Annotated in this window: 25 protein-coding genes and 1 pseudogene; 22 read left to right on the top strand and 4 right to left on the bottom strand. The window is 62.7% G+C overall.

Features of this window, described 5'->3' with window-relative positions; translation table 11 throughout:
* The 3 genes from KF827_RS16285 to KF827_RS16275 are packed head-to-tail and all read right to left on the bottom strand — an operon-like array spanning window position 1 to window position 3,684.
* Window positions 1-1,161 (bottom strand): acyl-CoA dehydrogenase family protein, encoded by a 1,161-nt coding sequence (locus KF827_RS16285; RefSeq protein ID WP_291007617.1) that lies wholly within the window; start codon window positions 1,159-1,161, stop codon window positions 1-3.
* Between the two features lie 26 nt (window positions 1,162-1,187).
* Complete coding sequence (locus KF827_RS16280) at window positions 1,188-2,807, bottom strand: acyl-CoA carboxylase subunit beta (protein WP_291007615.1); 1,620 nt, start codon at window positions 2,805-2,807, stop codon at window positions 1,188-1,190.
* Between the two features lies 1 nt (window position 2,808).
* Window positions 2,809-3,684, bottom strand: a complete 876-nt coding sequence (locus KF827_RS16275) for an SDR family oxidoreductase (RefSeq protein ID WP_291007613.1) — start codon at window positions 3,682-3,684, stop codon at window positions 2,809-2,811.
* 130 nt (window positions 3,685-3,814) lie between these two features.
* Between KF827_RS16275 and KF827_RS16270 the strand changes: the two genes are divergently transcribed.
* The 6 genes from KF827_RS16270 (at window position 3,815) to KF827_RS16245 (ending at window position 7,911) form a co-directional block, all read left to right on the top strand.
* Window positions 3,815-4,108, top strand: a complete 294-nt coding sequence (locus tag KF827_RS16270) for an SCP2 sterol-binding domain-containing protein (protein ID WP_291007612.1) — start codon at window positions 3,815-3,817, stop codon at window positions 4,106-4,108.
* Between the two features lie 36 nt (window positions 4,109-4,144).
* Window positions 4,145-5,074, top strand: coding sequence for a signal peptide peptidase SppA (sppA, locus tag KF827_RS16265; protein WP_291007610.1), 930 nt, complete (start codon window positions 4,145-4,147; stop codon window positions 5,072-5,074).
* Between the two features lie 74 nt (window positions 5,075-5,148).
* The gene (ihfB, locus tag KF827_RS16260; RefSeq protein ID WP_291007608.1) at window positions 5,149-5,478 is read left to right on the top strand and encodes an integration host factor subunit beta; all 330 of its coding nucleotides are present in this window, start codon (window positions 5,149-5,151) and stop codon (window positions 5,476-5,478) included.
* Window positions 5,479-5,484: 6 nt separating this feature from the next.
* Window positions 5,485-5,757 carry a LapA family protein gene (locus KF827_RS16255; protein WP_291007606.1) on the top strand — a complete coding sequence of 91 codons (273 nt, stop codon included), beginning with the start codon at window positions 5,485-5,487 and terminating at the stop codon, window positions 5,755-5,757.
* Between the two features lies 1 nt (window position 5,758).
* The gene (locus KF827_RS16250) at window positions 5,759-6,697 is read left to right on the top strand and encodes an ornithine cyclodeaminase family protein (RefSeq protein ID WP_291007604.1); all 939 of its coding nucleotides are present in this window, start codon (window positions 5,759-5,761) and stop codon (window positions 6,695-6,697) included.
* Entirely contained in the window at window positions 6,694-7,911 is a 1,218-nt protein-coding gene (locus KF827_RS16245; protein WP_291007602.1) for an FAD-binding oxidoreductase, read from the top strand. Before KF827_RS16250 ends, KF827_RS16245 begins: the two co-directional genes overlap by 4 nt.
* Here the strand turns inward: KF827_RS16245 and ddpX are convergent.
* Window positions 7,866-8,429, bottom strand: a complete 564-nt coding sequence (gene ddpX, locus KF827_RS16240; protein WP_291007600.1) for a D-alanyl-D-alanine dipeptidase — start codon at window positions 8,427-8,429, stop codon at window positions 7,866-7,868. The genes KF827_RS16245 and ddpX overlap by 46 nt on opposite strands.
* A 26-nt stretch (window positions 8,430-8,455) precedes the next feature.
* Here ddpX and tsaB point away from each other — a divergent pair, with 26 nt between their 5' ends.
* From tsaB to KF827_RS16165, 16 genes and pseudogenes are all read left to right on the top strand, one after another.
* Window positions 8,456-9,661 carry a tRNA (adenosine(37)-N6)-threonylcarbamoyltransferase complex dimerization subunit type 1 TsaB gene (gene tsaB, locus KF827_RS16235; protein WP_291007598.1) on the top strand — a complete coding sequence of 402 codons (1,206 nt, stop codon included), beginning with the start codon at window positions 8,456-8,458 and terminating at the stop codon, window positions 9,659-9,661.
* A 100-nt stretch (window positions 9,662-9,761) separates the two neighbouring features.
* Window positions 9,762-10,184 (top strand): MucR family transcriptional regulator, encoded by a 423-nt coding sequence (locus KF827_RS16230; RefSeq protein ID WP_291007596.1) that lies wholly within the window; start codon window positions 9,762-9,764, stop codon window positions 10,182-10,184.
* Between the two features lie 133 nt (window positions 10,185-10,317).
* Complete coding sequence (locus KF827_RS16225; protein WP_291007594.1) at window positions 10,318-10,749, top strand: Fur family transcriptional regulator; 432 nt, start codon at window positions 10,318-10,320, stop codon at window positions 10,747-10,749.
* A 4-nt stretch (window positions 10,750-10,753) separates the two neighbouring features.
* Entirely contained in the window at window positions 10,754-11,629 is an 876-nt protein-coding gene (locus KF827_RS16220) for a lysophospholipid acyltransferase family protein (RefSeq protein ID WP_291007592.1), read from the top strand.
* Window positions 11,630-11,812: 183 nt separating this feature from the next.
* The gene (locus KF827_RS16215) at window positions 11,813-13,285 is read left to right on the top strand and encodes a MiaB/RimO family radical SAM methylthiotransferase (protein ID WP_291007590.1); all 1,473 of its coding nucleotides are present in this window, start codon (window positions 11,813-11,815) and stop codon (window positions 13,283-13,285) included.
* Window positions 13,282-14,502 (top strand): PhoH family protein, encoded by a 1,221-nt coding sequence (locus KF827_RS16210; RefSeq protein ID WP_291007589.1) that lies wholly within the window; start codon window positions 13,282-13,284, stop codon window positions 14,500-14,502. The genes KF827_RS16215 and KF827_RS16210 overlap by 4 nt, the downstream gene beginning before the upstream one ends.
* Window positions 14,503-14,604: 102 nt before the next feature.
* Entirely contained in the window at window positions 14,605-15,162 is a 558-nt protein-coding gene (gene ybeY, locus KF827_RS16205) for an rRNA maturation RNase YbeY (RefSeq protein WP_291007588.1), read from the top strand.
* Window positions 15,159-16,052, top strand: a complete 894-nt coding sequence (locus tag KF827_RS16200) for a hemolysin family protein (RefSeq protein WP_291007587.1) — start codon at window positions 15,159-15,161, stop codon at window positions 16,050-16,052. The genes ybeY and KF827_RS16200 overlap by 4 nt, the downstream gene beginning before the upstream one ends.
* A 10-nt stretch (window positions 16,053-16,062) precedes the next feature.
* Window positions 16,063-17,718 carry an apolipoprotein N-acyltransferase gene (gene lnt / locus KF827_RS16195; RefSeq protein ID WP_291007586.1) on the top strand — a complete coding sequence of 552 codons (1,656 nt, stop codon included), beginning with the start codon at window positions 16,063-16,065 and terminating at the stop codon, window positions 17,716-17,718.
* 158 nt (window positions 17,719-17,876) lie between these two features.
* Window positions 17,877-18,338: a helix-turn-helix transcriptional regulator gene (locus KF827_RS16190; RefSeq protein ID WP_291007584.1), complete on the top strand. Its 462-nt coding sequence runs from the start codon at window positions 17,877-17,879 to the stop codon at window positions 18,336-18,338.
* Window positions 18,339-18,557: 219 nt separating this feature from the next.
* Window positions 18,558-19,778: a methionine adenosyltransferase gene (gene metK, locus KF827_RS16185; RefSeq protein WP_291007582.1), complete on the top strand. Its 1,221-nt coding sequence runs from the start codon at window positions 18,558-18,560 to the stop codon at window positions 19,776-19,778.
* Window positions 19,779-19,891: 113 nt separating this feature from the next.
* Window positions 19,892-20,614: a tRNA (guanosine(46)-N7)-methyltransferase TrmB gene (gene trmB / locus KF827_RS16180; protein ID WP_291007580.1), complete on the top strand. Its 723-nt coding sequence runs from the start codon at window positions 19,892-19,894 to the stop codon at window positions 20,612-20,614.
* Between the two features lie 216 nt (window positions 20,615-20,830).
* Entirely contained in the window at window positions 20,831-21,448 is a 618-nt protein-coding gene (rimP, locus tag KF827_RS16175) for a ribosome maturation factor RimP (protein WP_367273147.1), read from the top strand.
* Between the two features lie 32 nt (window positions 21,449-21,480).
* Window positions 21,481-23,016 (top strand): transcription termination factor NusA, encoded by a 1,536-nt coding sequence (nusA, locus tag KF827_RS16170; RefSeq protein WP_291007578.1) that lies wholly within the window; start codon window positions 21,481-21,483, stop codon window positions 23,014-23,016.
* Between the two features lie 100 nt (window positions 23,017-23,116).
* Window positions 23,117-23,260, top strand: a pseudogene (locus KF827_RS19545) (translation initiation factor IF-2 N-terminal domain-containing protein); the annotation flags it as partial.
* A 900-nt stretch (window positions 23,261-24,160) separates the two neighbouring features.
* A partial coding sequence (locus KF827_RS16165; protein WP_291007576.1) for a translation initiation factor IF-2 N-terminal domain-containing protein occupies window positions 24,161-24,825 on the top strand: 665 nt, incomplete at its 3' end.

Genomic DNA, 24,825 nt, shown 5'->3' with positions numbered 1-24,825 from the left:
CTAGTCCTTCCGCTTGCCCGGCAGGATGCCCATGTATTTCGAGATGATGCCCAGCATCACCTCGTCGGCGCCGCCGCCGATGGAAGCCAGGCGGCTGTCGCGGTAGGCGCGGCTGATCGGGGTTTCGTTCATGAAGCCCATGCCGCCGAAATATTGCAGGCAGGCATCGGTGATTTCGCGCGCCAGGCGGCCGGCCTTCAGCTTGGCCATGGATGCCAGCATGGTCACATCCTCGCCCTGCAGCATCAGATCGGCGGCGCGATAGCTGATCGACCGCAGCAATTCCACTTCGGTGCGCAATTCGGCCAGGCGGAAATGCACCACCTGATTATCCAGGATGGATTGCCCGAAGGCTTTGCGCTGGCGGGTGTAATCAATCGTCTCGTCGATATGGCGGTCGAACGCCATCAGCGACGAGAAAGCGCACCACAGCCGTTCTTCCTGGAATTGCCGCATCTGATACACGAAGCCATGGCCTTCCTGGCCGATGCGATAGCGTTGCGGCACCCGCACATCGTCCAGATAAACCTGCGCGGTGTCGGATGAGCGCATGCCAAGCTTGTCCAGCTTGCGGGCGATCTGCACGCCCTTGGTTTTCATCGGCACGCAGATCAACGACTTGTTCTGATGGATCGGGCCGTCGCCGGTATTGGCCAGCAGGCACATCCAGTCGGCTTGCGTGCCGTTGGTGGTCCACATCTTGCCGCCATTGATCACATAATCGTCGCCGTCCTTGCGCGCCGTGGTCTTGATGCCGGCCACATCAGATCCGGCGCCGACTTCCGACACGCCGAGGCAGACCACCTGCTCGCCGGCAATGGCGGGCGCGAGAAACTCTTTCCGCAATTCATCCGAACCGAAGCGGGCCAAGGCTGGGGTGCCCATATCGGTCTGCACGCCGATGCCCATCGGCACGCCGCCGCAATTGATATGGCCCAGCGCCTCGATCATCACCATCTGATAGGAGTAATCCAGGCCGAGACCGCCATACTCGGTTGGCTTGTTGATGCCGAGGAAGCCGAGATCGCCCATTTTCTTGAACAGGGCATGGGCGGGAAAAGCGCCATCGCGCTCCCATTCCTCCACATGCGGATTGATTTCGCTGTCGATGAACTTGATGAGGTTGCGGCGAATCTCTTCATGTTCCTGGGTGAATTGCATCTCGGTTGTCTCCCTGTCGTTTTTCTTTACATGCGCGCGATGCCGAAGGCGTTGGCCTTCGGTGTGCGCAGATCGGCTTCGCGGGTCATCGCCAGGCAATCGGCCAGCAGGCGGCGGCTGTCGCGCGGATCGATCAGGCCGTCGTCCCACATCCGCGCAGTGGCGAACAAAGCCGTGCTTTCCTTTTCCATCTTGGCGGTCACCTTCGCCTTCATGCCATCCAGCATGGCGGCATCGGGTTCGGCGCCGGCACGGCGGAATTTTTCTTCCGCCACGATGGCCAGCACGCCGGCGGCTTGCTCAGGGCCCATCACCGCGATGCGGTTATTCGGCCAGGCGAAGATGAAGCGCGGATCGTAGGATCGCCCGCACATGCCGTAATTGCCGGCGCCGAAACTGGCGCCGATATGCAAAGTGAGTTTCGGCACGCGGGCATTGGTCACGGCCTGGATCATCTTCGAGCCATGCTTCACGATGCCGCCGCGTTCGGCTTCCTTGCCCACCATATAGCCGGTGGTGTTCTGCAAAAACACGATGGGCATGTCGGCCTGGTCGCAAAGCTGGATGAATTGCGCCGCCTTCACCGCGCCCTGCGGATCGATCGGGCCGTTATTGCCGATCAGGCCCACTGCCTCGCCCTCGATGCTGGCCTGGCCGCACACCGTATGCGTGCCGTAAAGCGGCTTGAAATCGGTGAAGTCGCTATCGTCCACCAACCGGGCGATCACCTCGCGCACATCGTATGGCTTGCGATAATCCGTGGGCACCACGCCGCAAAGTTCGTCGGCGGTATAACGCGGTTCGCGCCAGGATTTCACCAGGCGCGGCGGCAGGCGCTGGTTCCAGGGCAGGCGGGCCATGATCTCGCGGCCGATGCGGATGGCATCGGCATCGTCCTCGGCCAGATATTCCGCCACGCCGGAAACGGTGGCATGCAGATCGGCGCCGCCAAGCTCTTCGTCTGTCGCGATCTCGCCGGTGGCGGATTTCAGCAAGGGCGGCCCGGCCAGGAAAATCTTGGCGCGGTTCTTCACGACGACGACGTAATCCGACATGCCGGGAATATAGGCGCCGCCAGCGGTGGACGAGCCATGCACGATGGTGACCTGCGGAATCCCGGCCGCCGAAAGCCGCGCCTGATTGGCAAAGCCGCGTCCGCCATCCACGAAGATATCGGCTTGGTAGTTCAGATTGGCACCGCCGGATTCGACAAGGTTAACCACCGGCAATTTGTTTTGCAGGGCGATGTTCTGGGCGCGCAGGCTTTTGCGCAAACCCATCGGCGCGATGGTGCCGCCCTTGATGCCGGAATCGCTGGCGGTAACCAAGCAGCGGATGCCGGAAACGAAACCGATGCCGGCGATGAAGCCGCCGCCCATGATATTCTCGGCGCCATCGTCGTCATGCATGTTCAGGCCGCAGAGCGTGGAGATTTCCAGCCAGGGCGCGCCGCGATCCAAGAGATGCGCCAGGCGTTGGCGCGGCGTCAATTGGCCGCGCTTTTGAAATACCGGCAGTTTGGCATTGGAGGTATCGCGCACGCGCTGTTCAAGTGCGCGGAAGCCGTCGATCAGCGCCAGCATGTCGGCGCGGTTGCGTTTGAAGGATTCGCTGTTGGGGTCGATGCGGGAATCGATGATCGCCATGTCAGTCGTCTCCCTGCAAAACCTTGGGCATCACCGCGCGGTGAAAGCCCTCGAAGGCCTCGGAATTATCATGCTTGGGCAGCGCCATATGGCGCCGCGCATTGGGCACGCCGCCATCCACGCGCAGGCAAGCACCGGTGATGAAGCCGGCGGCGGGCGTGAGCAGGAATACGATGGCGGCCGAGATTTCCGCCTCGCTGGCCAGGCGTTGCAGCGGCACATGCTGGCGCATGGAACGGATCTGCGCATGCATCCAGTCGGGATAGGTATCCATGCCGGATGAGGCCACCCAGCCCGGGGCCACGGCATTCACCCGCACACCCGATACCGCCCATTCGCTGGCCGCGGTTTCGGTGAAATTCACCATGCCGGCGCGCGCCGCGCCGCTATGGCCCATGCCGGGCATGCCGTTCCACATATCGGCCACGATATTCACGATGGCGCCGCCATGGTCGTTCATCCATTGCGTATAGGCTTCGCGCGCCATCAGGAAACCACCGGTGAGGTTGTTGCGCACCACGGTCTCCCAGCCTTTCTGGTTGATCGCGGCCAGGGGCGCGGGGAATTGCCCGCCGGCATTGTTCACCAGGGCATCGATGCGGCCGAAACGCGCCAGGATCGCCTTGATGGTTTCAGCCACCTGGGCTTCCTCGCGGATATCGCATGTAAAACAAGCGACGGGCGTGCCGGCATCCTGCACGATTTCGGCTGCCACGGCGTCCAGTTTGTCGCGCTTGCGGCCTACCAGGGCCAGGCTGGCGCCAAGGCTGGCCAGTTCATGCGCCGTGCAGCGGCCGATGCCACTGCCGCCGCCGGTGACGATCGCTACCTGGTCCTGAAACAATCCCGGCCGGAAAACCGATGCATAGCCTGTCATGGCTGCTCCCTGGCATTTCCTCATCTATATTTAAAACAGAAGCTACCTTGACGTTTACGTAAACGTCAAGGTAGCTTGCGGGCGCTGTGCCAGATGGATTGCACAGCCCGAAAGCATCAGGGAGAAAACCATGTCGCTCGCAGAGATCACCAAGGGCCTGGCCGACCGCGTGGCCAATGGCAGCAACCTCAACGCTACGGTGAAATTCGATTTTGGCGACGATGGCGTGGTTTTCGTCGATGGCAACAACAACACGGTGTCCAACGAGGATGCCGATGCCGATTGCACCATCACCATTTCGCAGGCCAATTTCCTGGCGCTGAGCAGCGGCGATCTCGATCCCACCACCGCCTTCATGATGGGCAAGCTGAAGGTGAAGGGGAATATGGGCATCGCCATGAAGCTGCAATCGCTTCTGGGGTAACTGGCATCCGGCGCGCATCACGGCTAAACTGCCGCCATGTCACTCGATATCGATGCAATATTGGAACGCAAGCGCCTGGCGCGGCGGGTTTTCTGGTGGCGCCTGACGGCGGTGCTGGCCCTGCTGGGCCTGGGCCTTGGCCTGTTATGGCGGCTGGATCCCGGCAACCTGGTGCAAAGCCGCCAGGTGCATGTGGCGCGGCTGGATGTGGTGGGGGTCATCACCCAGAATCCCTGGCTGGTCGAACAGCTTGAGGAAGCCGCCGAGGATCCGCGCGCCAAGGCGCTGATCGTGGTGATCAACAGCCCTGGCGGCTCCACCTATGGCGGCGAGGAGCTATACACCTCGCTGCGCAAGGTGGCCGAGGTGAAGCCGGTGGTGGCGGTGATCGGCACATTGGGCGCTTCGGCCGGGTATATGGCCGCCGTGGCCGCCGATCATGTGCTGGCGCGGGAAACCTCGCTTACCGGCTCGATCGGCGTGCTGTTCCAGACCGCCGAATTCTCCAAATTGATGGAAAAGGTGGGGGTCAGCGCTGAAAGCATCGCGTCCGGCGCGCTGAAAGACGAACCCTCGCCGATCAAGCCGCTCTCGCCGGCCGGCCGCGAACAGATCCGCCGCATGGTGCAGGAAACCCATGAATGGTTCGTCGATCTGGTCAGCCGCCGCCGGAATCTAGATCGTGCCGAGGTGGCCAAACTGGCCGATGGCCGGGTTTATTCCGGCCGCGCGGCGTTGCAATTGGGCCTGATCGATGGCCTAGGCGCCGAGGCCGAGGCACGCGACTGGCTGGCCAAGCAGCATGGAATCCCGCTGCAATTGCCCATCCGCGACCTGCCGTCAGAGCCGCCGACATCGGCGCTGAGCGGCCTGTTGGGCAAGTCGGCAGCCAGCTTTCTGGGAAAAACCCTTATCGGGGAACGGCTTAGGCTTGACGGACTGGTTTCGGTTTGGCACGCTGACTAATAATAACGGGGGCATGGGTGCGTCTGGTCCCGCCTCAGGGGCGCCGGGGCATCGGACGCGATGGGGGAGTTGGCATGATTAAGTCTGAACTGATCAATCGCCTGGCTGAAAACAATCAGCATCTTACCCAGCGCGATATCGAACGTATCGTGGGCACGATTTTCGATGAAATCGCCAACGCCCTGGCCCGTGGCGACCGGGTGGAATTGCGCGGTTTCGGTGCCTTTTCGGTGAAATGCCGCCCGGCCCGCACCGGTCGCAATCCGCGCACTGGCAGCGCTGTGGATGTGGCCGAGAAATACGTGCCCTTCTTCAAGACCGGCAAGGAATTGCGTCAGAAACTCAATCTTGCCGCCAAGGCCGCCGCTGCCGCCGCTTCCGGTGCCGCTCCAGGCGCCGATTAATCCGCCATGGCGCCGCTGCTGCGTTTTCTGCGGCTGCTGATCGCGGCGCTTGTGCTGCTCCTGCTGGCGGTGTTTGCCGTGGCCAACCGGCAAACCGTGAGCGTTTCGCTCGATCCGCTGCCCTTCGCGATGGATCTGCCGCTCTATCTGCTGGTGTTCGGGATTTTCCTGGTCGGCCTTGTGCTGGGTGCGCTCGGGCAATGGCTGGGCGGTAAGCGCCAACCGAAAAAACCCGCCCCTTCCTCCACTGCGTTGGATGGCAGCGGTCCGAAAGCCTGACATGCGTCATATAGATGCCGCCGCAGTGCATGCCGCGCTGGATTACCCGGCGCTGATCGAACGTCTGCGCGAGGCTTTCCTCGAAGGCGGCGAAGTGCCGCTGCGCCAGCATTACCAGATCGCCAATCCGGTCGGTGCCGATGGCCTGCTGCTGGTGATGCCGGCCTGGCAGAGCGGGCGGCATGTCGGCATCAAGATGGTGAGTGTCTATCCAGACAATCCGGGCCAGGGACTGCCCAGCGTGATCGGCGCCTATATCCTGTTCGATGCCCGCAACGGCCAGCCCAAGGCAGTGATCGATGGCGTGGCGCTTACGTTGCGGCGCACCGGCTGCGCTTCGGCGCTGGCGGCGGGTTATCTGGCGCGCGGCAATGCCCATAGCCTGCTGATGGTAGGCGCGGGTGCACTGGCGCCGCATCTGGTGCGCGCTCATCTGGCGGTACGGCGCTATGGCCTGGTCACGCTGTGGAACCGCGATATGGCCAAGGCGGAAAAACTGGCGCGCGACCTGGCCGATCTGCGCGTGCGTATCCGTGTGCTGCCCGATCTGGAACCGGCGGTGCGCGAAGCCGATGTGATTTCCTGCGCCACGCTCAGTCAGCAGCCATTGATCAAGGGCGCCTGGCTCAAGCCCGGCACGCATCTCGATCTGGTGGGCGGTTTCACGCCGCAAATGCGCGAGGCCGATGACGAAGCGGTGCAACGCGCCCGGGTTTATGTGGATACCCGGGCCGGCGCATTGAAAGAGGCCGGCGATATCATCCAGCCGCTGGCCAGCGGCCTGCTGCGCGAGGCCGATCTCGGCGGCGATCTGTTCGGCCTGGTGCGCGGCGAGGCCGTTGGCCGCCGGGACGAACAAGAGATCACGCTGTTCAAATCGGTAGGCTTCGCGCTGGAGGATCTGGCGGCTGCTGAACTGACTTATGAGGTGGCATCGTGAAGGCAATCATCGTTGGCGGCGGCATCATGGGCCTGTCGGCGGCCTGGGCTTTGCGCAATCTGGGCGCCAGTGTCACGCTGGTGGAGCAGGGCGCGCTGCCCAACCCGCTGGGCTCTTCGGTGGATGATCACCGGCTGATCCGCTATCCCTATGGTGCCGCGCGCGGCTACACCCGCATGGTGCATGCCGCCTATGATGCCTGGGAGGTACTGTGGCGCGATCTTGGCGTGAAGCTGCAGATCGAGACCGGCACGCTGGTGCTTTCCGGCAAGGATGACAATTGGGCGGCGCAAAGCCGCGAGACGCTGCAGGCCGAAGGCATCCAGTTCGAGGCGTTGGAGCCCGCGCAATTGCAGGCAGCCTATCCCTTTCTCGATCCCGACGGCATTGTCGAGGCTTTCCGCTGCGAGCATGGCGGCCTGCTGCGCGCCCAGGCGATCATCGGCAGCCTTAAACATTGGCTGCTGGATCATGGCATCCGTCTGCTCAGCAATCAGCAGGTGGTGGCGGTGGATGCCGAGGCCGGCAGCGTGCGCCTTGCCGATGGCGAAAGCCTGCAGGCCGATTGCGTGCTGGTGGCAGCCGGGCCGTGGACCAACAGGCTGCTGCCTGAATTGGGCGATGCGGCGCGGCCGAGCCGGCAAACCGTGGTGTATCTGGAGCCACCGGCCGAAATGGTGGCGGCCTGGTATCGCGCGCCGATGCTGCTGGATATCGGCGGCCAATCGGGTTTCTACGCGGTGCCGCCGCGGGTTTGCGGCGACGGCATGCGGCTGGGCCTGAAGATCGGCGATCACAGTTTCGGCAATACCGCCGATCCCTCTGCCGACAGAGAGCCGAGCCAGGACGAGATCGATGCCATCCTGGCGCCCGCGCGCCGCCGCCTGGTCGGGGCCGAAGGCTATCGCGTGGCGCAGGCCAAAACCTGTTTCTACGATGTGCAGCCGGAAGAGAAATTCCAGTTCCGGCGTTTGGGCCCGCGCGGCTATGCGCTCTGCGGCTCGTCGGGCCATGGTTTCAAATTCGGCCCCGTGCTGGGCCATAGCATGGCAATGGCGATGACCGAACGCGCCGAGATGGCGGAAGTGGCGCGCTGGATATCCGGTGAAATCCTGGCGCCCAATCCGAATACACCCGGTCCCAATACACCCGGTCCCAATACACCCGATCACATCATTCCGGTGCCGGCTTCCGCATCCGACAGCAAGGGATGACGCTTGGCGTCGAATAGTTGATAGTGCCACCATTCGTTGCGATAGAAATCCCAGCCGGCGGCTGTCATCAATCCCAGCAGCACGGCGCGATTGCGTTGCGCTGCCACGCTGATATCGGTGCGGCCATGATGCGACAGCGGCGTGAAGGCATCGAAAGCGGTGCCCATGTCGAGGTCATGCCCTTGCGGGTCGATCAGGTTCAGGTCCACCGCGGCGCCGCGCGAATGCGGCGAACCGCGGCGCGGATCGGCCAGGAAATTCGGATCGGGAGTATGATTCCACAACGTCCATTGCGCCTCGGTGGGCCGGAAGGCATCGAAGATGCGGAAGCGATAGCCCAAAGCCGCTGCAAGCTTGATGGCAACGGCCAGCTTTTCGGCGGCCTCCTCGTTCAGGAAAGCCGCCGCGCGGCGATAGACCGGCTGGCCGGTGATGTTGTCGTTGGTGGCGTAGCGCAGGTCGATTTCCACATCGAAATCCGGCGGCGCGATCTTGATCAGTATGGGCGTGATCGGCATGGGGCAGGTTCCAGGATTCTTGTGCCATGAAGCTATTGCTGATCGACACCGCGCTCAACGCCTGCACGGTCGGTATTTGCGAGAATGCCAGGATTCTCGCCGCCGAAAGCGGCAGTGGGGGCAAGGGCCATGCCGAACGTCTGCTGCCCGCCATCGAGGCGGCGCGCAAGGCCGCCGGCATGGCTTTGACGCAACTGGATGGCCTTGCCGCCACCATCGGCCCGGGCTCTTTCACCGGCATCCGCACCGGCTTAAGCGTGGCGCGTGGCCTGGCGCTGGCGCTCGGCAAGCCGATCTGGGGCCTTGTCAGCACCCAGGCCATCGCGCGCGATGCGGCGTTGCTTCATGGCGAGGCCGTGCCGATCTGGGCGATCATCGATGCGCGGCGCGATGAAGTTTATCTGCAGGGCTTCAGGGCCGGCATAAAGCTGGGGCCGCCGGAATTGCTGGGGCTGGATGCTGCGCGGGATCGCATCCTGGGTCCTGTCGGCCAGGCCCCGGTTTTATTGGCCGGCAGCGGTGCCCGCTTGCTGGCGCCCGGCTTGCCGCAAGCCCGGCTGGCGCAAAGCCCGGATGATCCCAGCCTGCCTGCCTTGCTCGATCTGGCGCGCATGGCCGCCGCTGCCGATCCGCAGCCGGTGCCGCCGGTGCCGCTTTATATCCGCCCGCCGGATGCCGCGCTGCCCGCGGTGGTGCAACCGGCCGCGCGGATGGTCGTGCGCTGTCAGCCGGCCGATGCCCTGCAGGCCGATCTGCTGGCGGAGTTGCACGGCGAAGCCTATGCCGCCGAGCGCGAGCCGGGCTGGTCTGCGGATTCGCTGCGCCAATTGCTGGCCATGCCCGGCGCCTTCGCCTTGCTGGCGATCGATCCGGCCGGCCAGCCGGCGGGTTTCCTGCTCGGGCGCAATGCCGCCGACGAGGCCGAGGTGGTAACCATCGCGGTGCGGCCATTGGCGCGCCGGCTCGGGGTGGGGGCGGCGTTGATGGAGGCTTTCCAGCAGAGGGCGCAAGCCGGCGGCGCCCAAATCCTGTTCCTGGAGGTGGCAGAGGATAATGCCGCCGGCCGGGCGCTGTATGCCCGGGCTGGTTATGAAGCCGTAGGCCGGCGCCCAGGATACTACCAGGCGCCTCCGAATGTTGCCCAAGCTAATACTTCCCAGGGAAATATTTCTCAGCCCCGTGGAGAATCCGTGGCGGCAATAGTCATGCGGCGCAGCATTTCACCGGTTTGAGCGCGTTGTCATGACCAGGAATTACTTATTGCGACTGGCCTTTCCGGCTATTTTATACTAAAATAAATACCGTTGTATTTCACTAAGGAGTGTATTCCATATGCTTGATGCTGCCGATAAATCAGAATTGCTTTCGCTCACTGCCGATATCGTTTCCGCGCATGTTTCCAACAACCGGGTGGAAACCGCCGATCTGCCGGCATTGATCAAGCAAATTTACGGCACGTTGAGCGGGTTGGGTGGCGAAGCGCCAGCTCCGGTTGTAGTGGCTGAGAAGCCCCAGCCGGCGATTTCGGTGAAGCGCTCGGTCACGCCGGAATACATCATCTGCCTGGAAGACGGCAAAAAGCTGAAGATGCTGAAGCGGCATCTGATGAGCCATTACAACATGACGCCCGAGCAATACCGCGAACGCTGGGGCCTGCCGGCGGATTATCCTATGGTAGCCCCCAACTATGCCTTGCATCGCCAGGCGCTGGCGAAGAAAATCGGCCTAGGCAAAGCGCGGCGCAAGGCACGCTGAACCGAGTATTTAGCCCCGGCACCCTGCGGCAGGCCCCACCTGCCGCTCAACCAGGCCCGCGGATGGGTGGATCCGCAGCTTCCCCTGGGAGGCTGCAGTCTGCCTGTCGCACAGACCAGGAGCGACCGACGGCATGACCAGCCGATTAGAACAGATGTGCATGACCAAGGGCATGCGCATGACCGAACAGCGCCGCGTGATTGCGCGCGTGCTCAGCCAGTCTTCCGACCATCCGGATGTGGAAGAACTGCACCGCCGCAGCCATGCTGTGGATCCGCGCATTTCGATTGCCACCGTCTATCGCACGGTGCGGCTGTTCGAGGAGGCCGGTATTCTCAGCCGGCTGGATTTCGGCGATGGCCGGGCCCGCTACGAGGAAATGCCGGAATCGCATCATGATCATCTGATCGATACCCGCAGCGGCGAGATTATCGAGTTCAACGATCCCGAGATCGAAGTGCTGCAGGAAAAAATCGCCGCGCGGCTGGGTTATCGCCTTGTGGATCATCGCATGGAATTGTATGGGGTGCCGTTGAACGCTCCCGACAACAAGGGCCGGAAATAAACCCATGAGCTTGCGTGCCGCGATTACGGCGGGGCTTTTCCTGATTTTCACCCTGCCGTTGATCCCGGTGCAGATGTTGCTACTGCGGCTAAAAAGCCCGGCGCGGCGCACATTGCCCACCTGGTATCATCGCGGGGTGTCGTGGCTGTTGCGGCTGAAAATCCGCGTGCATGGCCGGCCCTATGATGGCGGCGGGCCGGTGCTGTTCGTCACCAACCATATTTCCTGGTTGGATATCGTGGCTTTGTCCACGCCGCTGCCGGTCAGCTTCATCGCCAAGAGCGAAGTGGAAACCTGGCCCTTTTTCGGCCTGTTGGCGCGGTTGCAGCGCACCGTGTTCGTCGATCGCAATGCCCGCCAGCGCACCGCCGAGCATCGCGACGAGATGCGCGAGCGGCTGGCGGCCGGCGACAACCTGATCCTGTTTCCCGAGGGCACGTCATCCGATGGCCTGCGGGTGCTGCCGTTCAAATCGGCCTTCTTCGCCACCGCCGAGCAGCCGGTGAATGGCAAGCCGCTGGTGGTGCAGCCGGTCAGCCTGGGCTATGCCAAGCTGAACCACATGCCGGTGGGCCGGCGCTGGATGGCGATTTTCGCCTGGCTGGGCGACGAAGACCTGCTGCCGCATCTATGGCGCTATCTGAAGGCCGGGCCGGCCGAGGCGGTGATCGAGTTCCACCATCCGGTGACGATTCAGGATTTCGCCTCGCGCAAGGCAATGGCTGCCTATTGCCATCAGGTGGTGATCGAGGGGCTGTCGGATATCAATGCCGGGCGCGAGCCGGGCCCGCGCAGTCTGCCGAAATCCCGCCTGGGGCCGGAGGAATTGCCTGCGGTGGATGAAAACGGCGTCGATGAAAGTAGCGAAGTGGCCGCCTGACCGTTTCCGGCCCGGAAGCGCCGGCAAAATTCCACCCAGCGGAATTTCTAACTCTATGAAATATTTATGCCATTCCGGCCCGGTTGCAGGCTGTGCTTGACTGCGGCGGGCTGGGTGCTACTCTGCCAACAGTATCCATCCATCGGGAGATTCGCCGCGGTTAACGCCCGGCCCACAACGCCCTTGGCCAGAAAACTCTACATTAAAACATACGGTTGCCAGATGAATGTGTACGATTCCGCCCGGATGGCGGACGTACTGGCCCCGCTCGGATACGCCAAGACCGATTCGCCCGACGACGCCGACATGGTGATCCTCAACACCTGCCACATCCGCGAAAAGGCGGCTGAAAAGGTATTTTCCGAACTTGGCCATTGGCGCAAGCGCAAGGAAGCCGGCGCCGATCTCACCATTGCCGTGGCGGGGTGCGTGGCCCAGGCGGAAGGCGAGGAAATCCTCAACCGCGCCCCGTTCGTGGATATGGTGGTGGGCCCCCAGGCCTATCATCGCCTGCCGGAATTGCTTGCCCGCGCCCAGCGCAAGCGCGATGCCGGCCGCGAGGGTAATCCACAAAAAAACACCACGCAAAAAGGCCCGATGCAAAAAGGCCCAATGCAAAAAGGCCCAATGCAAAAAGGTCTGGGTGTTCTGGACACGGCGTTTCCGCCGGAATCGAAATTCGACCATTTGCCCGAGGCGCTGGCCAATCCGCCGGGTCCGGTGGGTTTCCTGGCGATCCAGGAAGGCTGCGATAAATTCTGCACCTTCTGCGTGGTGCCCTATACCCGCGGCGCCGAATATTCGCGCCCGGCGGCGGCCATCATCGCCGAGGCCGAGCGGCTGCTTGAAAGCGGCGCCAGCGAGATTGCGCTGCTGGGCCAGAATGTGAATGCCTATCATGGCGAAGGCCCGGATGGGCAAACCTGGTCGCTGGCGCGGCTGCTGCGTGCGCTGTCGGATCGTTTCGATGGCAAATATCCCGGCCTGCGCTGGCGCTACACCACGTCGCATCCGCGCGAAATGGATGCCGATCTGATCGCCGTGCATGGCGACCTGCCCAGCCTGATGCCCTTCCTGCATCTGCCGGTGCAGGCAGGTTCGGATGCCGTGCTCAAGGCCATGAATCGCGGCCACGATGCCGATCTGTTTCACCGTATCGTGGCCGATCTGCGTGCCAAGCGGCCGGATATCGCGCTGTCGTCCGATTTCATCGTCGGCTTCCCGGGCGAGAGCGACAAGGATTTCGAAGCCACCATGGCGCTGGTGCGTGCGGTCGGTTTCGCCCAGGCCTATTCGTTCAAATATTCCGCGCGCCCCGGCACACCGGCGGCTTTGCTGCCCAACCAGGTATCCGAAGCCGTGAAAGATGCGCGCCTGCAGGCGTTGCTTGCGTTGTTGCGCGAGCAGCAACTGGCCTTCAACGCCGGCATGCAGGGCCGTGTGCTGGATGTGCTGATAGACCGCGTGGGCCACAAGCAGAATCGCCCGGGCCAGATGCTGGGCCGCAGCCCCTATATGCAATCGGTGGTGCTGGAGCATCCGGGGCTGGAGATCGGCATGCGCGTGGCCGTGCAGATCACCGCCGGCTACCTCACCAGTCTGGCCGGCAATGTTGTCGGTACGCCAATCCTTCCTCTTAACCGCGAGGCTGCGTGAGCCAAGGTCCACTGCTGCTGGATTTCGACGACAACCGCTTGCTGGTACCGCTGTTTGGCGAGCATGACCGGCATCTGGCGCGTATCGAACAACAGCTCGATGTGGCCGTAACCCCGCGCGGCAACCGCCTGTCGATCACCGGCAAGGCCGATGCCCAGGCCGCTGCCCGCGATGTACTCACCGAACTTTATGCCCGCCTGCGCGGCGGCGCACAGATCGAAATCGGCGATGTGGAAGGCGCCATCCGTATGGCGCGTGCCCGTTACGATGAATCCCAGGAGCGTGAAGAAGCAGCACCCGTACAGACCAGTCCCTCAAGCAGCGTTCAATCCGCCACTTCGTCAGCGACCATTCAGGCATCGACACCCCAGGCAGGAGCAGACATGCAGATACTCGGCAAGCATATCGCCAATGGCCCCACTTCCCCCGCCATCAGCAGTGGACGCGCGGCGCGCGAAGCAGCCGAACGCGCGGCCGAGCGTGCTGCCGCCAGCGATGCCCGTTTGCCCGAGGGTGCCGTGCGCACCAAGAAACGCGTGATCCTGCCGCGTTCGCCCACCCAGGGCCGCTATATTTCCGAATTGCTGAAGCATGAACTGGTCTTCGGCCTCGGCCCGGCCGGCACCGGCAAGACCTATCTGGCCGTGGCCGTAGCGGTTACCATGCTGCTGGAAGGCCGGGTCGATCGCATCATCCTGTCGCGCCCTGCGGTGGAAGCCGGCGAGCGGCTGGGTTTCCTGCCCGGCGACATGCGCGAGAAGATCGATCCCTATCTGCGGCCGCTTTACGATGCGCTCTACGACATGCTGCCGCCCGAGCGCGTGGTGAAGGGGCTGGAAAGCGGCGAGATCGAAGTGGCGCCGCTGGCTTTCATGCGCGGGCGCACCCTGGCCAATGCCTTCGTGATCCTGGATGAGGCGCAGAATACCTCGCCGGTGCAGATGAAGATGCTGCTCACCCGCCTGGGCGAAAATTCGCGCCTGGTGGTCACGGGCGATCTGTCGCAGATCGATCTGCCGCTGGGCGTGCCTTCGGGTCTGCGCGATGCGTTGGATATCCTGGATGGCGTGGACGGCATTTCCTTCGTGCGCTTCAACGAAAGCGATGTGGTGCGCCATCCGCTGGTAACCAAGGTGGTGCGGGCTTATGCCCAGCGCGAACAGCAGCTCGGTCTGCAGCGCCCCGATCCCGGGCCCGGCACGCGCCGCCGCGGATAAGCCATGCCAAAGGAAAGCGACAGTAGCAGCGGAAAACGCGCGGCCAGGGTAACAACCAGGGCCGCATCCGCTGCTGCTGTCTCGCGCCAGTCCCGCTCAGGCGTGCTCAAGTCCGGCAAGCGCTTCAGCATTGCCCTGCGTATCGCCGATCCGGCCTGGAAGGCCGACCTGCCGGATCTGGGCCGCTATGCCCGGCGGATTCTGCGCGGTGCCCTGGCCGCTGAATTGCCGGGCAATACGCCGGTGGAATTGTCGTTGCTGCTGACCGATGATGCCGAGATGGCGCGGCTGAATACCGATTGGCGCGGCAAGCCGAAACCCACCAATGTGCTGTCATTCCCGGCCGAGGATGCGGTCGATCCGCAGCATCCGCCAGCTTATCTGGGCGATATCGCCCTGGGCCACGGCATATGCGCGCGCGAGGCCGCCCGGGCACGCAAGTCGCTGGCCGATCATTTCGGCCATCTGCTGGTGCATGGCGCCTTGCATCTGCTGGGCTACGATCACGAAACCGATGAACAGGCTGCCGCCATGGAGCCGCGCGAAAGCGTGATCCTGGCCGGCTTCGGCATTGCCGATCCCTATATGCGCCGCGCCTCCGGCAAGAGCGGCGCGCAAAAGAGCAGCCAGAAAAAAGCTGGAAAGCGGAAGAGGACATGAGCGAAGAGCAGAAAACCGATGGCCGCGTGCAGGAGGGCCTGTGGCGCCGCCTGCTGCATGTGATGCGCGGCCGTGGCGCGGAGGAAACCCTGCGCGAGAGTATCGAGGAATTGCTGGAGGAGCATGCCGAGGGCGAAACGCCGGAAGCCTCCGCCGAGCGTGCGCTGCTGCGCAATGTGCTGGAAGTGGGCGATTTGCGCGTGGGCGAAATCCGCATGCCGCGCGCCGATATTATCGCGGTACAGGAAGACATTGCCTTCGCCGATCTGGTGAAGACGCTGGTTGAAGCCGAACATTCGCGCCTGCCGGTCTATCGCAACACCCTGGATGATGTGATCGGCATGGTGCATGTGAAGGATGTGCTGCCCTATCTGGCCGGCCGCGAGGGATTCGCGCTGGCCAAGGTGCTGCGCCGCGTGCTGGTGGTGCCGCCCTCCAAGACCGTGCTCGACCTGCTGCGCGAAATGCGCGCCACCCGTATTCATATGGCCATCGTGGTGGATGAATATGGCGGCGTGGATGGCCTTGTCACCATCGAGGATCTGGTGGAGCAGATTGTCGGCGAGATCGACGACGAGCATGACGAAGTGGAAGGTCCGATGCTGATCGAGCGCAGCCCTGGCCTGTTCGATGCCCAGGGGCGTTTGCCGGTGGAAGATCTGGAAGAGAAATTCGGCCGCAGCCTGATCGATCCCGAGGAAGACGAGGATGTGGATACGCTGGGCGGTTTGATCGTGGCGCGTTTGGGCCGGGTGCCGCAACGCGGCGAATTGATCGAGCATCCCTCGGGATTGTCTTTCGAAGTGGCCGATGCCGATCCGCGCCGGGTGAAACGCGTACGGATTCGCGTGCCGGCCGATTTCAACGCCGAGCCGCCGGCAGGCAAGTGATCCACCCATCATGACCCTGATTGCATTCGCTTCCCGCATCGCCGCGTTGCAGGGCTGGCGCCGCTATGGCCTGGCCGGTGTGCTGGGCGCAGCGTTGGCGCTGGCATTGGCGCCGTTTTTCATATGGCCGCTGCTGCCGGTCTGTTTCATCGGCCTGCTGTTGCTCACCCGCGATATCGAACCCGGGTTCAGCCGCGCGGGCCGCCGTTATTTCTTCACGCTGTTTGCTTTCGCCTATGGCTATTTCGTGGCCGGGCTGTATTGGATCGGCATTGCCTTTCTGGTGGATGCCGAGCGGTTCGCCGCGCTGATCCCGTTGCCCACGCTGGGTTTGCCGCTCGTGCTGGCGGCGTTTCCTGCCCTCGGCGCCTGGCTGCTGCCTGCCTGCCTGCTGCATGCCTGGCTGGGGCGGTTTGGCATTGGCGCGCAACAGCCCGCACGCAGCCTGCTGCTGGTGATCGGTTTCAGCCTTGGCGAATACCTGCGCGGCCTGCTGTTCACCGGGTTTCCGTGGAATCTGGTGGCCTATGCCTTCGCCGACTGGCCGGCGATGATGCAGATTGCAGCAGGCATCGGCAGCCATGGCATGGGATTGCTCATGCTGCTGCTCTGCCTGCCGCTGGCATTGCCTCTGATGCAGCCGCAGCGTTATGGCTGGCGACTGGCCTTGCTGTCGCCGGCCTTGTTTGCCGTGCTGCTGGGCGCCGGCCATCTGCGCATGCAGCGTGCCGAGATCGAGATGATGCCCGATATCCGCCTGCGCATCGTGCAGCCCAGCGTGGAACAGACGCTGAAATGGCGCGACGATCTGCGCCAGCAGCATCTCAACAAACTGGCCGAGCTTACCCGGCAGCCGCCGCAAGGGCCGGCTGCGCGGGCCTATACCCCCCAGGCCTATACCCCCCAGGCCTATACCCATGTGATCTGGCCCGAGACGGCAATCCCCTATCTGTTGGATGAATTGCCCGATCTGCTGCGTGCCCTGGGCACATTGCTGCCGCCTGGCGGCCAATTGCTTACCGGCGCGCCGCGGCGCGAATTCCATGATGGCCAACTGGTGCTGTTCAACAGCCTGTTCGTCGTCAACCAGCAAGGCGGCCTGGATGGCCGCTACGATAAAATCCATCTGGTGCCGTTCGGCGAGTATCTGCCGTTCCGCAGCCTGCTGGCGCGGATCGGGCTGGATAAGCTTGCCGTCGGCTCGGTGGATTTTTCTCCGGGCAAGGATGTCGAGCCGATGATCCTGCCGGGCGATCTGCCGCTGATACGCGTGTTGATCTGCTACGAAGCGATTTTCCCATCCGCCATCAATATCGGCAGCGATGCGCCGGGCATGCTGCTCAACATCACCAATGATGCCTGGTTCGGCCGCTCCAGCGGGCCGTATCAGCATTTCGCTGCATCGCGCATGCGGGCGGTGGAGCAGGGCGTGCCGCTGATACGTGCCGCGAATAACGGCATTTCCGCCATTGTCGATCCTTTGGGCAGGGTTATCGCCAGTTTGGGCATGGATGCGGTGGGTGTGGTGGACGGTCCGCTGCCGGCGCCGCTGATGCAGCGCACTACCTACAGCCGTAGCGGAGATTGGCTGTTTGTTATATTTTCATTAAGTGTTCTTATAATGATCGGTGTGTTTCGCAAATTCCGTGTTCTCTTTCGCCGCTAACATGTTGAGAAAGGTTGACCCTACCCGCCCTTCGCGCATACAAAAGTAAGCCATACATATGTATGCGGCTGTAGATTCGCATGGCGTTCTGGTTTCTACGGAATGCTTGCCAGAAACAGGCCGCGGGTCGGGGCGAAACAGGAAGAAGGAAAAAGCTGGTGGCCAGGAACCCGGTAGACGTTTACGTCGGCAGCCGTCTGAAGATGCGGCGGACCTATGTCGGGATGAGCCAGGAGCGGCTAGGCCAATATGTCGGCCTCACATTCCAGCAAATCCAGAAATACGAAAAGGGTGCCAATCGCATTGGCGCCAGCCGGCTTTACCAGTTTTCGCATATTCTGGGTGTGGCACCGGCCTTTTTCTTCGATGGCATCGATGGCCAGCCGAATCTCAACCCGGTGCCCGGCCTGTCCGAGCCACCGCAGAATCCCATCGCGCCGTCGCCGATGCCGCCGGATCCGCTGATGTCCCGCGAGAATCTGGAATTGCTGCGCGCCTTCGATGCCATCCGCAATCCTGCCCTGCGCCGCCGTGTGCTAGATCTGGTACGCTCCATGGCTACCGAGCAGAATACCGGCGAGCAGAATGCCGGCGAACAGAGCGACAGCGAAGAAGAGTGAGGGTGGCGAGGGCTGAAAGCCAGCACTCGTTATCGGCGGTTTTCTACACGTCTCTGGCGCTAAACTGCGCTCGGCCTTGACCTCGCGGCCCACCTCTGCGAAATAACCCCACCTTTACCGGCGAATTGTCGGCGAATCGACACGCCTACTTATCACGCACCGCTTAAACCAATAAGCGCTCAGGTGCAGCCGCAGATTTCACCGCAGGAGACAGACATCGTGGCGCGTAACAGCTCTTCCTATCTCTTCACCAGTGAATCGGTTTCCGAAGGCCATCCCGATAAGGTTTGCGACCAGATTTCCGATGCCGTGCTGGATCTCTTCCTGAAGGCCGATCCCTATTCGCGCGTTGCCTGCGAAACCCTGACCACCACCAATCGCATCGTGCTGGCCGGCGAAGTGCGCGGTCCGGCCAGCCTGGTTTCCAAGTCGGGCAAGGTCAACAAGAAGAAGATCGAAGAGGTGGCGCGCGCCACCGTGAAGAAGATCGGCTACGAGCAGGAAGGCTTCCATTGGAAGACCGCCAAGGTGGATGTGCTGCTGCATGGTCAGTCGGCCGATATCGCCGTGGGCGTGGATGCCGCCGGCAACAAGGATGAAGGCGCGGGCGACCAGGGCATCATGTTCGGTTATGCCTGCGATGAAACGCCGGAATTGATGCCGGCGCCGATCCAGCTGTCGCACAACATCCTCAAGCTGATGGCCGATGCCCGCCATAGCGGCAAGGAGCCGCTGCTCGGTCCCGATGCCAAGAGCCAGGTCACCCTGCTCTACAAGAACGGCAAGCCCACCGGCGCCACCGCCATCGTGGTGTCCACCCAGCATGCCGCCAAGGACAAGAAGGGCCGCGAGCTGGAGAGCGGCGATATCAAGCGCATCGTGCGCCCCTATGTGCTGAAGGCGCTGCCCAAGGGCTGGATGTGCGACGACGAGCATTTCTATGTGAACCCCACCGGCCGTTTTGTCATCGGCGGCCCGGATGGCGATGCCGGCCTCACCGGCCGCAAGATCATCGTGGATACCTACGGCGGCGCGGCGCCCCATGGCGGCGGCGCCTTCTCGGGCAAGGATCCCACCAAGGTGGATCGCTCGGCGGCCTATGCCGCGCGCTATCTGGCCAAGAATGTGGTGGCGGCCGGCCTGGCCTCGCGCTGCCTGATCCAGTTGTCCTACGCCATCGGCGTGGCGCATCCGCTGTCGGTCTATGTGTCCACCTTCGGCACCGGCAAGGCCGACGAGGCGAAGATCTCCAAGGTGCTGCAGGAGCTGGTTTCGCTCAGCCCGCGCGGCATCCGCGAGCATCTCAAGCTGAACCGTCCGATCTATGCCCGCACCGCCGCTTACGGCCATTTCGGTCGCAAGCCCGAGAAGGATGGCGGCTTCTCCTGGGAGAAGACCGACCTGGTGAAGGATCTGAAGTCGGCTTTCAACGTCAAGTAAGCCCGGCTTTTTTGTAATAGCCTGTCATGGCCGGGGTTTTCCCCCGGCCATGATTTTTTTGGCTATGCTTTTCCTGACCATGATTGTTTTGCCAGAGCTTTTCGGGGCCCCGCATGTCTGAACCCGCCGCCTCGCCGCCGCGCCGGCAGATTTACGGTCGCCGGCGCGGCCGCAAACTGACCCAGAAGCGCGAAGACCGCATGCAGCAGCGCCTGCCGGAGCTGTGTTTCGATCTTCCGCCGCCACCTCAAACTATTGATCTACAAGGAGTCTTCGGAGAAGCCCCGGAGCGTTTGTGGCTCGAAATCGGCTTCGGGGTGGGGGATCATCTGTTTGCCCAGGCCCAGCATAACCCCGATGTGCATTTTTTGGGTGTGGAACCATTCCTGTATGGCGTGTCCAATCTGGTGGATGCCATCGTGGATGCGGAAGCCGCCGGCGATGCCGGTCCGCTGCGGCATATCCGGCTGCTGACCGACGATGCCCGGCTGTTGCTGAAGGTTTTGCCCGATGCCAGCCTGGAGCGGGCCTTTATCCTGTTTCCCGATCCTTGGCCGAAAAAGCGCCATAACTGGCGCCGGATCGTGAATGCGGACACCCTGGCCGACCTGGCCCGCTGCATGAAGCCGGGCGGCGAGTTGCGTCTGGCTACCGATGTGCCGGATTATGCCCGCTGGATGCTGCGTTTTGCCACATCTGCTCCGGGCTTCGCCTGGATGGCGGAAAAGGCGGCGGATTGGCGCGAAAGGCCGGCGGATTGGCCTTCCTCCAAATACGAGCGCAAGGCCCGGGCGGCGGGGCGCTCCTGCTGGTATTTCCGCTTCCGCCGGCTTTGAAAAGCCTTGCAAATACCCGTAATAGGGCTATAACAGCGCCACATTGCTGGCCTGGTCCAGGTTCGGATCAGAGGATGTGGAAATGGGCCAGACGGCCCATTTTTCGTTTCTGGGCCGATCCCGTTTCCGTTTCTGATGGCGGCACCGGAAAACCGGAGCCATCAGCATGCTGGAATGGCAAGCTACTGATTTGATAGCGGAGTAAGACACCGAAGCATGACTGCGGTGAAGAAGATCGAACAGTTGATCGAGCCCACGCTGACCGCGATGGGCTATGCGCTTGTGCGCGTGCGCCTGCAGGGTACGCAGCGCCCGGTCTTGCAGATCATGGCCGAACGCGAGACCGGCGGCGCGCCCCATGATGGCGGGTTCAGCGTGGATGATTGCGCCGATATCAGCCGTGCCGTGTCGGCTATCCTGGATGTGGAAGACCCCATTCCGCAGGCCTATACCCTGGAAGTGTCTTCGCCCGGCCTGGATCGGCCGTTGGTGAAGCCGAAGGATTTCGAACGCTTCAAGGGCTTTGTCGCCCGCGTTGAAGTGGATCGCCCGGTGAATGGCCGCAAGCGGTTTCGCGGCCGCCTGCTCGGCCTGACCGGCGATCAGGTGAAACTGCAAGACGATGAAGCCAAGCCCGGCACCACGCCCGAGGAATGGTCGATCCCGGTGGACGATATCACCACCGCGAAACTGGTGCTTACCGACGATCTGCTCGCCATCGGCAAGCAGGCAGCTTCCAATGCGGGAGCGGGCAGCCCGGTGGCGGCCGGCCAGATCGTCGATCTCGATCAACCGAAACCCGGTTCGCGCGGCCGTGCCGTGCTCGCCGGATAACAGCCTTTCAAGACGCGTCCGAGGACAAGACCATGGAACCCGTTACCAGTTACAACCGCATCGAATTGCTGCAGGTCGCCGACGCCGTGGCGCGCGAAAAGGTGATCGATCGGGATGTCGTGTTGATGGCGATGGAAGATGCGATCCAGAAGGCGGCGCGTTCGCGCTACGGCATGGAAAACGACATCCACGCCGAGATCGACCGCAAGTCCGGCGAAATCCGCCTGGCCCGCTATCTGCAGGTGGTCGACAAAGTGGAGAACGATGCCGTCGAGATCGGTCTGATCGAGGCGCAGCGCCGTAATCCCGATGCGCAGATCGGCGACACCATCTCCGAATCGCTGCCGCCGATCGATTTCGGCCGTATCGCCGCGCAGACCGCCAAGCAGGTGATCGTGCAGAAGGTGCGCGAGGCCGAGCGTGAGCGTCAGTACGAGGAATACAAGGACCGCATCGGCGAGATCGTGAACGGTCTGGTCAAGCGCGTGGAATACGGCAATGTCACCATCGATCTCGGCCGCGCCGAGGCGATCATCCGTCGCGACGAATTGCTGCCGCGCGAAACCTTCCGCCAGGGCGACCGCGTGCGTGCCTATATCTACGACGTGCGCCGCGAACCGCGCGGCCCGCAGATTTTCCTGTCGCGCTCGCATCCGCAATTCATGGCCAAGCTGTTCGCCCAGGAAGTGCCGGAGATCTACGACGGCACGGTGTTGATCAAGGGATGCGCACGCGAGGCCGGGGAGCGGACGAAGATCGCCGTCATCAGCCGGGACCGCGACGTGGATAGCGTCGGCGCCTGCGTCGGAATGAAGGGCATGCGCGTGCAGTCGATCATCCGCGAATTGCGTGGCGAGAAGATCGACATCATCGAATTTTCGGAAGACCCGGTGGTGTTTGCGACGCATGCATTGAGCCCGGCGAAGATCACGCGAGTGACCGTGTTGAGCGGACTGGACAAGCATATGGAAGTGATCGTCGACGACAGCCAGTTGTCGCTGGCGATTGGGAAAAAGGGACAAAATGTACGCCTCGCGTCGAAACTGCTGGGATGGCGGATCGACATCAAGAGCGAAGAAGAGAAGCGGCAGGAAGTGGAATCGGCGATGGCAGCGCTGACAATACCGGGGGCTCCTGTGTCGGTGCTGATGGATCACGGGTTGAGTGAGCCGGTTCTGGAGAAATTGCTGAGCGCCGGTATACCCACGGTAGAGAAGTTGACCGCCGTGACACAGGAAGATCTGGACAATGCCGGGATCACCATGGAGATGGTGGAAGGAATCCAGGCGGCCGTGAACAGCTACTACGGACAATTCGAGACGCAGACCGCTGAACCAGCCGCTTATGAAGAGGAGCCGGTTTCCGCGGAAGTTGCGGAAGCGGAGGTTGGACAAGAAGCAGAAACCGCGGAACAGACAGAAGTAGTGGAACAGTTAAAAGTTGCGGAACAAACCGAAATAGCGGACGAGGCAGCCGGAGCAGATCCGGGAGAAGTGGTGGAAGCCGTTGCAACTGCGGCAACTACTAATGAAACGAAAGAATCTGGTACCATAGAAAGCGCCGATTGAGGAAGCCGATAAACTGCGAGCGGAGTAATACCCTCGTGCTGTGCCTCCAATTCGAGCGATTGGGAGTACAGTGACCGACAAAAGCTCGCACAGCCAACATATGAGTAAGATCCGAATCAACGAGCTCGCACGGGAGTTGGAGGTCAAGCCACATAGGATCATTGACCTTCTGCCGGAACTGGGTGTGTCGGAGAAGAAGACACATTCGAGCTCGATTGATGAAGATGTGGCGCTGAAAATACGGCACATACTCGGACAAGAGGCAGGCGAAGGGCGGGAGAGTGAGCACGATTTGGGAATAGCAGTGGCCGTGCCGTACGGGGAAGAAGAGACGATTGCGGAGACGCATGTGAGCGAAGAGGCGGTACCGAGCCGGCGAGTTCCGGCGGCGGTAGAGACGGCAGCACCGCAGGTGTCTGCCGCGTCCACTTCGGCTGAGCCGGAGGGCGAGAAGCAGGCGGCTGGGCCTGTGTCATCGGCTCCACGTCCGGCGATCCCACTGCGGCCACCGTTGGCTGGAATGATCAGCACTCCTCCGGCTCCGAAGGAAGCGCCGGTAGCGCCGCCACCCGCTCCCGCACCGGCGGCACAGCCCCCTGCGCCGGCGATGCCTCAGCGAACGATTGCGATTCCGGCGAAGCCCGCGCCTGTTGCGCCGTCGACGCCTCCGCGCCCGGGCCAGATTATTTCGGGACCGCGGCAACCGCTTCCGGCACAGCCGCCGCCGCGCCCCGCCGTGAGCACTCCTGGCGCGCCGCCCCCCGGTAGTGTATTGCCCGGAAGGCCGAAGCCGCCCGCACAGCCGCAACACCCGGCGAGCCCGGGGAGGCCGATTGTACCTCCGCCATCGCCGCAGAGGCCGCAAGTGGGCAAGCCTGCGGTTCTGGCAGGGCAGCCTGCTGCGCGTCCAGTGGTTCCACCGCGCCCCGATTTGGTGGCGCGGCTACAACAGACACAGACTCCGAAACCTGCGCCGGGTCAACCGATGGCGCGTGGGCCGATGCCCGGACGTCCGGCGTCGCCGCCGGCTCCAGGACAGCCCGTGTATCGCGGGCCGATTCGTCCGGGTCAACCGATCTTGCGTCCTGGCTCGCAGCCGGGTGCGCCTGGCGGACGTGGTCCGCAGCGTCCCGGCGGACGGCCGATGCATCCGACAACGCCGTTGCGTCCGGAAGTGGCGACGCCGGTTCCGACGACGGAACAACAGCGCCGCGACGCCGGGAAGAAGCAACGGGAACGGCACCGCGAAATCGAGGTCATCGAGAAAGATCTACGCCTGCAGCGCCGTAATGAGCCGGAGCAGGTGATCGCCGCCAACCGCGAGATCACCATTTCCGAGGGCATGACGGTGAAGGAGTTCAGCGAGAAGCTGGGTATCAAAGCGAATCTTGTGATCAAGAAGCTGGTGGACCGCAAGATTTTCGCCACCATCAACCAGACGCTGGACGTGAAGCTGGCCGAAGATCTGGCATCGGACTTCGGCGCGACGACAACGCAGATGACGTTCGAGGAGGAATCGACGTTCGACCTGGAGATGGCCGAGGACGCCGCAGCCATGCAATTGCGGCCGCCAGTGGTCACGATCATGGGACACGTCGATCACGGCAAGACATCGTTGCTCGATTCCATCCGCAAGTCGAACGTGGTGGCCGGAGAGTTTGGCGGCATTACGCAGCACATCGGTGCGTACTACGTGGAATACAAGGGCCGGAAAATCGTGTTCATCGACACGCCGGGCCACGAAGCGTTCACTCGTATGCGTGCGCGCGGCGCGAAGGTTACGGACATTGTCATTCTCGTGGTGGCCGC

Origin of the sequence: Ferrovibrio sp. (assembly GCF_019636075.1) — a bacterium.
Taxonomy (GTDB): Bacteria; Pseudomonadota; Alphaproteobacteria; order Ferrovibrionales; family Ferrovibrionaceae; genus Ferrovibrio.
This window is presented reverse-complemented; position numbering and strand designations above follow the sequence as displayed.

Excerpts from the sequence above, each read along its gene's own strand:
- KF827_RS16285 (WP_291007617.1), bottom strand. The coding sequence starts at position 1,161 with ATGCAATTCACCCAGGAACATGAAGAGATTCGCCGCAACCTCATCAAG.
- KF827_RS16280 (WP_291007615.1), bottom strand. The coding sequence starts at position 2,807 with ATGGCGATCATCGATTCCCGCATCGACCCCAACAGCGAATCCTTCAAA.
- KF827_RS16275 (WP_291007613.1), bottom strand. The coding sequence starts at position 3,684 with ATGACAGGCTATGCATCGGTTTTCCGGCCGGGATTGTTTCAGGACCAG.
- KF827_RS16270 (WP_291007612.1), top strand. The coding sequence starts at position 3,815 with ATGTCGCTCGCAGAGATCACCAAGGGCCTGGCCGACCGCGTGGCCAAT.
- sppA (WP_291007610.1), top strand. The coding sequence starts at position 4,145 with ATGTCACTCGATATCGATGCAATATTGGAACGCAAGCGCCTGGCGCGG.
- ihfB (WP_291007608.1), top strand. The coding sequence starts at position 5,149 with ATGATTAAGTCTGAACTGATCAATCGCCTGGCTGAAAACAATCAGCAT.
- KF827_RS16255 (WP_291007606.1), top strand. The coding sequence starts at position 5,485 with ATGGCGCCGCTGCTGCGTTTTCTGCGGCTGCTGATCGCGGCGCTTGTG.
- KF827_RS16250 (WP_291007604.1), top strand. The coding sequence starts at position 5,759 with ATGCGTCATATAGATGCCGCCGCAGTGCATGCCGCGCTGGATTACCCG.
- ddpX (WP_291007600.1), bottom strand. The coding sequence starts at position 8,429 with ATGCCGATCACGCCCATACTGATCAAGATCGCGCCGCCGGATTTCGAT.
- tsaB (WP_291007598.1), top strand. The coding sequence starts at position 8,456 with ATGAAGCTATTGCTGATCGACACCGCGCTCAACGCCTGCACGGTCGGT.
- KF827_RS16230 (WP_291007596.1), top strand. The coding sequence starts at position 9,762 with ATGCTTGATGCTGCCGATAAATCAGAATTGCTTTCGCTCACTGCCGAT.
- KF827_RS16225 (WP_291007594.1), top strand. The coding sequence starts at position 10,318 with ATGACCAGCCGATTAGAACAGATGTGCATGACCAAGGGCATGCGCATG.
- KF827_RS16220 (WP_291007592.1), top strand. The coding sequence starts at position 10,754 with ATGAGCTTGCGTGCCGCGATTACGGCGGGGCTTTTCCTGATTTTCACC.
- KF827_RS16200 (WP_291007587.1), top strand. The coding sequence starts at position 15,159 with ATGAGCGAAGAGCAGAAAACCGATGGCCGCGTGCAGGAGGGCCTGTGG.
- lnt (WP_291007586.1), top strand. The coding sequence starts at position 16,063 with ATGACCCTGATTGCATTCGCTTCCCGCATCGCCGCGTTGCAGGGCTGG.
- trmB (WP_291007580.1), top strand. The coding sequence starts at position 19,892 with ATGTCTGAACCCGCCGCCTCGCCGCCGCGCCGGCAGATTTACGGTCGC.
- rimP (WP_367273147.1), top strand. The coding sequence starts at position 20,831 with ATGACTGCGGTGAAGAAGATCGAACAGTTGATCGAGCCCACGCTGACC.
- nusA (WP_291007578.1), top strand. The coding sequence starts at position 21,481 with ATGGAACCCGTTACCAGTTACAACCGCATCGAATTGCTGCAGGTCGCC.